The organism is Acidimicrobiales bacterium (genome assembly GCA_036399815.1).
Classification (GTDB): domain Bacteria; phylum Actinomycetota; class Acidimicrobiia; order Acidimicrobiales; family DASWMK01; genus DASWMK01.
In genome coordinates this window covers 1-6,507 of sequence record DASWMK010000209.1, presented here as the reverse complement: position 1 = coordinate 6,507, position 6,507 = coordinate 1, and the positions used below count along the sequence as shown (strand labels likewise).

General features: G+C 73.1%; 6 protein-coding genes. All 6 read left to right on the top strand.

From position 1 onward, the window contains the following. Positions 1–522 (top strand): 5-formyltetrahydrofolate cyclo-ligase (locus VGB14_15735; GenBank protein ID HEX9994381.1); only part of this gene is annotated, 522 nt, incomplete at its 5' end. A gap of 170 nt (positions 523–692) precedes the next feature. After that, complete coding sequence (locus VGB14_15730; protein HEX9994380.1) at positions 693–2,366, top strand: ABC transporter substrate-binding protein; 1,674 nt, start codon at positions 693–695, stop codon at positions 2,364–2,366. Between the two features lie 38 nt (positions 2,367–2,404). Further along, a complete protein-coding gene (locus tag VGB14_15725) occupies positions 2,405–3,352 on the top strand; it encodes an ABC transporter permease (protein ID HEX9994379.1) in 948 nt (315 codons plus the stop codon). Next, entirely contained in the window at positions 3,339–4,250 is a 912-nt protein-coding gene (locus VGB14_15720) for an ABC transporter permease (protein HEX9994378.1), read from the top strand. Before VGB14_15725 ends, VGB14_15720 begins: the two co-directional genes overlap by 14 nt. Beyond that, the gene (locus tag VGB14_15715) at positions 4,247–5,554 is read left to right on the top strand and encodes an ABC transporter ATP-binding protein (protein HEX9994377.1); all 1,308 of its coding nucleotides are present in this window, start codon (positions 4,247–4,249) and stop codon (positions 5,552–5,554) included. The genes VGB14_15720 and VGB14_15715 overlap by 4 nt, the downstream gene beginning before the upstream one ends. Beyond that, a partial coding sequence (locus VGB14_15710) for an oligopeptide/dipeptide ABC transporter ATP-binding protein (protein ID HEX9994376.1) occupies positions 5,554–6,507 on the top strand: 954 nt, incomplete at its 3' end. The genes VGB14_15715 and VGB14_15710, both read left to right, overlap by 1 nt.

Sequence of the window (6,507 nt, the reverse complement as noted above, 5' to 3'; positions counted from 1 at the left end):
CTGGCGCTGGCCGAGGGCCGGCGCGTGTTCGTGGCCGTCCCCCGCCTCACCGAGCCGCTGCCGTTCCTCCTCCTCGACCCCGACGACCCGGCCGTCGGCGGCGCCCGGCCCCGGCAGGTCGCCTCGATCAAGGGCGCCGGGCGGGTGGGCCGGCCGACGGCGGTGGCCGACCTCCCCCACCTCGACCTCGTCGTCTGCGGGTCGGTGGCCGTCAACCGCGACGGGGTGCGGGTGGGCAAGGGCGGCGGGTTCTCGGACCTCGAGCTCGCCCTCGCCGTGCAGGCCGGGAAGGTCGACGACCGCACCGTCGTCGCCACCACCGTCCACCCGGTCCAGCTCCTCGACGAGGACCTCCCCGAGACCGACCACGACTTCCGGGTCGACCTCGTGGTCACGCCGGACGAGGTCGTCGAGTGCGGCGCCCGCCGCCGGCCGCCCGGTGTGCTGTGGGACCACCTCGACGCCGAGAAGCTGGCCGCCGTGCCCGCGGTGGCCGCCCTTCGCGACGCGATGCGCCCGTGACAACCGCGTGGCGATGGTCGGGCCCGTCGTTGACACCATGACAGTGCCCCTCTACGGTCGCCGCCCACCGGTGGCGGTGTGTCACCGGTCACGGACGAGGCAACCTGGGGAGGACCTTGGTGAGGACGCGACCGGTGGGGACGCGCGCACGGTGGCTCAGGCTCCTGGCCGTGCTCGCGGTCCTCGGGCTGCTCACGGCCGGGTGCGGCGGGGGCAGCAGCTCGGGCGGCGACGACGACGCGCAGGACGACGGCGGCCAGACGGGCAGCACGGCCGCCGGCGGCGACGACGACGGCGGCGACGAGGGCGACGAGGCGGCCGGCGAGCCGACCCCGGGCGGCAAGGTCGTCTACGCGCTCGAGGCCGAGAGCACCGGCGGGTTCTGCCTGTACGGCGCGCAGCTCGCCATCTCCGGGATCATGGTCACCCAGAGCATCTACGACACGCTCACCGTGCCCAACGAGGACGGCGAGTACGTCCCCTACCTGGCCGAGTCCATCGAGCCCAACGACACCTTCGACACCTGGGTCATCACCCTGCGCGACGGCGTGACGTTCCACAACGGCGAGCCCCTCGACGCCGAGGCCGTGAAGCTCAACCTCGACTCCTACCGGGGGGCCAACCCCGACGCGTTCGCTCCGCTGTTCACGTTCGTGTTCCAGAACATCGCGGACGTGCAGGTGACCGGGCCGCTGGAGGTCACCGTCACCACGGCCACGCCCTGGCCGGCCTTCCCCGCCTACCTGTTCTCAAGCGGCCGGCTCGGGATCATGGCCCCCGAGCAGATCGCCGACACCGAGGGCTGCTCCAGGAACCTGATCGGCACCGGCCCGTTCCAGCTCGACGAGTGGGTGCCGAACGACCACCTGTCGGCCACGAAGTTCGCCGACTACTGGCGGGCCGACGAGGGTCTGCCCTACCTCGACGAGATCGAGTTCCGCCCGGTGACCGACGGCGGGCAGCGGGTGAACGGCCTCGAGACCGGGGCCTTCCAGGCCATGCACTCCTCGGGCGCGCAGGAGATCCTCGACCTCCGGGACATGGCGGAGAACGGCCAGGCCAACCTGGAGGAGTCGAGCGACGGCGCCGAGGTCGGCTACACCCTGCTGAACGACGCCAGGGCGCCCTTCGACGACCTCACCGCCCGCCAGGCCGTCGCCTACGCGGTCAGCGAGGAGGAGCTCAACGAGCTCATCAACGACGGCCTGAACCCGCTGGCCAACGGGCCGATGGCGCCGGGCACGCAGGGCTTCGCCGAGGACACCGGCTACCCGACCTCCGACCCGGACCGGGCCCGCGAGCTCGTCCAGGAGTACAAGGACGCGCACGGCGGCCAGTTCGCCTTCGAGCTCACCTGGAGCGGCACCGACCCGAACACCCGCCAGCTGGCCGAGGAGGCCGCCCAGCAGCTGCGGGAGGTCGGCATCGACGTGACCGTGAAGAACACGGCCGACCAGTCCCAGTTCATCAACGACGCCCTCGGCGGCAACTTCGACGCCTTCATCTGGCGCAACCACGGCGGCACCGAGGGCGACCTGCTCTACGTGTGGTTCCACAGCGGCTCGCCGGTGAACTTCTCGAAGTTCACCGACCCCGAGATCGACCGCCTGCTCGACGAGGGCCGCACCGAGATCGACCCCGACCGGCGCGACGAGATCTACCTCGAGCTCAACCGGCGCTTCGGCGAGCAGGTGTGGGAGCTGTGGAGCTGGTACACGGTGTGGGGCATCGCCACCTCCGCCGACGTGCACGGCATCCTCGGCCCCGAGCTGCCCGACGGCAGCATGCCGTTCCCGCTCCTCGCCGGGTGGCACCTGACCTCCGGCCTCTGGGTGGAGCAGTAGGCGTCCACCCGGCGCCCTAGGACGAGAGGAGGACCGGCGTGCTCCGCCAGGTCGGCAAGCGGCTGATCCAGCTGCCGCTGGTCCTCCTCGTCGTCACCTTCTTCGCCTTCAGCCTCATCAACCTGCTGCCCGGCGACCCGGTGACGACGATCGTGCCGTTCGGCACCGACGAGCAGCGGGCCCAGCTGCGCGAGGACCTCGGCCTCGACGAGCCCATCCTCAGCCGCTACGTCGACTGGCTGGGCGGCATCGCCACCGGCGACCTGGGCGAGTACTACAACAGCCACCGCCCCGTGTCCGAGGTGCTGACCGCCGCCCTGCCGGTGTCGATCAACCTGATGGTCTACTCCCAGTTGCTGGCGCTGGCGTTCGCCATCCCCCTCGGCATCCTCACCGCCTACCGGGCGGGCACCCCGTTCGACAAGGGCACCAACGCGGCCGCCTTCGGGCTGCTCGCCATCCCGAACTTCGTGCTGGGCCTGCTGCTGATCTTCTTCCTGTCGGTGAAGGCCGGGTGGTTCCCGAACACGGGCTACCGGCCGCTGAACGAGGACCCGGTCGAGCACGTCAAGCACATGTTCCTGCCGGCGCTCAGCCTCGCCGTCGGCCAGATCGCCATCTACATGCGCCTCCTGCGGTCGGACATGATCGCCACCCTCCAGGAGGACTTCATCACGATGGCCAAGGCCAAGGGCCTGCCGCCCCGCAAGGTGCTGCTCCGCCACGCCCTCCGGCCGTCGAGCCTCACCCTGCTCACGGTGGCCGGCCTGAACGTCGGCCAGCTCATCGGCGGCGCCGTCGTCATCGAGGCGCTGTTCCAGCTTCCCGGGATCGGCCTGTCGATCGTGCAGGCCATCGGGGCGAGGGAGTACGTCGCCGTGCAGAGCTTCGTCGCCCTCATCGGCGTCGCCTACGTGGTCGTCAACTTCGCCGTCGACCTCCTCTACGCCGTGCTCGACCCGAGGATCCGCCATGCCGCCGCCTGACGCCGCCGCCACCCCCGAGCTCGTCCTCGACCCGGCCGCCACCGTCCTCGCGCCGGCCGCCGAGACGACGGTCGCGCTCCGCCGCCGGGGCCTCGGCGTCGGCGCCTGGCTGTCGATCGTGTGGCTGGTCGCCATCGTCCTCGCCGCCGTGCTGGCCCCCGTGCTGCCCCTGCCCGACCCGCTCCAGAGCTCGGTCGAGCTGAAGAACGCCGGCCCGTCGCTCGACCACCTGCTCGGCGGCGACGGCCTCGGCCACGACGTGCTCGCCCAGGTCGTGTGGGGCGGGCGGACCTCGCTCGTGGTGGGGTTCGGCGCCATCCTCTTCGGCACCCTCACGGGCGGGTTCCTCGGGCTCGTATCCGGCTACTATCGGGGCCGCCTCGAGTCCGTCCTGGTCGGCGCGTTCGACGTGATGCTGGCCTTCCCCCAGCTGGTGCTGGCCCTCGCCATCGTCGCCTTCCTCGGCAACAGCGCCCGCAACGTGATCGCCGCCCTGGCCATCGTGTCGACGCCGATCCTCGCCCGCATCACGCGGGCCAACACGCTCACGTGGTCCCAGCGCGAGTTCGTGCTGGCCGCCAGGACCCTCGGCGCCCGCAACCCGAGGATCATGGTCCGCGAGGTGCTCCCGAACGTGCTGCCGGCCATGCTGTCGATCGCCCTGCTCGGCGTGGCGGTGGTGATCGTGGCCGAGGGCGGGCTCAGCCTGCTCGGCGTCGGCGTGCAGAGCGTCCACGGCTCCTGGGGGGTGCTGATCGCCACCGCCCGCAACGACCTCGACGAGGCGCCCTGGGCGGTGTTCGGCCCGTCCGGCGCCATCTTCCTCACCGTCCTCGCCCTGAACTACCTGGGCGACGTCGTCCGGTCCCGCTTCGACGTGCGGGGCAGCGCGCTGTGAGGCCGACCCGGCGCCGGACGGTCCTGCCGGCCGCCCGGCCCGACGGCTCGGGCGCCCTGCTCACCGTCGAGGACCTCCGCACCCACTTCCTCACCGACCGGGGCCGGGTGCGGGCCGTCGACGGCGTCACCCTCACCCTCGACCGGGGCCGGACCCTCGGCGTGGTCGGCGAGTCGGGCTCGGGGAAGACGGTGCTGTCCCGGTCGATCATGGGCCTGCTGCCGTCCCGGGGGGTCGAGCGGACGGGCCGGATCGTGTTCGACGGCGAGGACATCACCCACTTCACCGGCCCGCAGATGCGGCGCATCTGGGGCACCGAGATGGCCATGGTGTTCCAGGACCCGATGACCTCGCTCAACCCGGTGATGAAGGTCGGCCGCCAGATCACCGAGTCGCTGCGCTACCACCTCGACATGGCGAGGGACGAGGCCAGGGAGACGGCCGTCGCCCTCCTCCGCTCGGTCGGCATCCCGTCGCCCGAGCAGCGCCTGTCCGAGTACCCGCACCAGCTGTCGGGCGGGATGCGCCAGCGGGTGACGATCGCCATCGCCCTCGCCTGCGGCCCGAAGCTGCTGTTCGCCGACGAGCCCACCACCGCCCTCGACGTGACCGTCCAGGCCCAGATCCTCGACCTGCTCCAGCACCAGCAGCGGGAGCGGCACATGGCCATGGTCCTCGTCACCCACGACCTCGGCGTGGTGGCCGGAAGGGCCGACGACATCGCGGTGATGTACGCCGGGCAGGTGGTCGAGCTGGCCCCGGCGAGGACGCTGTTCGCCGAGATGCGGATGCCGTACACCGAGGCGCTCGTGCGGTCCATCCCCCGGCTGGAGGACCCGAGCCACACCCGGCTCGAAGCGATCGGCGGCCGCCCGCCCGACCTCGTGAGCCCGCCGGTCGGCTGCCGGTTCAGCCCCCGCTGCCCGTACGCGCAGGACCGGTGCACGGCCGAGCTGCCGCCGCTGGTCGAGGCCGAGACGCCCGGCCACTACTACCGGTGCTGGTTCCCGGTCGGCACCGAGCTCGGGACCAAGGCGCTCGCCGTGAACGTCGACCGGGCGAGGCACGGCGACGGCCCGCTGGCGGTGCGGGCCGCCCTCGACGCCCTGCCGGCCGAGGAGGTGGCGCCCGACCGGGTGGCCGCCGCCCCGGCCGTGGCCGAGACCGTCCCGGCCGACGGGCTCCCGTCCGGCCGGCTGCCGGCTGGCGACGCCGCCGGGCCCGGCGAGCGGCCGCTCCCGGGCGCCCTGCGGACCGACCCGACGCCGGCGGCGGGCGACGGCCCCGGCGAGGCGCGGCCCTGATGGCCGGGTCCGGCACCGCCCACCTGCGCCCCGAGGGCGACGCCCTCCTGCGGGTCGAGCACCTCGTCGTCGAGTTCCCGGTCGGCCGCACCGGCCGCAAGGTCCACGCCGTGTCCGACGTGAGCATCGACATCACGCGGGGCGAGACGCTCGGCCTCGTCGGCGAGTCGGGGTGCGGGAAGTCGACCACCGGGCGGGCCATCGTGCAGCTCCCGCCGCCGACCGCCGGCCGGGTCGTGTTCGACGGCCGGGAGCTGACCGGGCTGCGGGGCGAGGAGCTCCGCCAGGTGCGCCCGGCCATGCAGATGATCTTCCAGGACCCGATCTCGTCGCTGAACCCGCGCCGCCGGGTGGGCGACATCGTGGCCGAGCCGCTGCGCATCTGGGGCAGGGGCGACGCCGCGTCGCAGGCGCGGGCCGTGCGGGAGGCGCTCGAGGCGGTCGGGCTCGACCCCGACGCGGCGACCGAGCGCCGCCCCCACCAGTTCTCCGGCGGCCAGTGCCAGCGCATCTGCATCGCCAGGGCCCTCGTGCTCGACCCGAAGCTCGTGATCTGCGACGAGCCCGTGTCCGCCCTCGACGTGTCCGTGCAGGCCCAGATCCTGAACCTGCTGGAGGACATGAAGGCCCGCTACGGGCTGACCCTGGTGTTCATCGCCCACGACCTCGCCGTCGTGAAGAACGTGAGCGACCGGGTGGCGGTCATGTACCTCGGGAAGCTGTGCGAGGTGGCGCCGCCCGACGAGCTCTACCGGCGGCCGGCCCACCCGTACACCGCCGCGCTGCTGTCGGCCATCCCGGTGCCCGACCCCGCGGTGCGGCCGGCCGAGTCGGCGCACATCGAGGGCGAGCTGCCGTCGCCGCTCGACCCGCCGTCGGGCTGCCGCTTCCGCACCCGCTGCCCGCGGGCCGAGGAGCGCTGCGCGGTGGAGGAGCCGCTGATGCGCCAGATC

Excerpts from the sequence above, each read along its gene's own strand:
- VGB14_15720 (HEX9994378.1), top strand. The coding sequence starts at position 3,339 with ATGCCGCCGCCTGACGCCGCCGCCACCCCCGAGCTCGTCCTCGACCCG.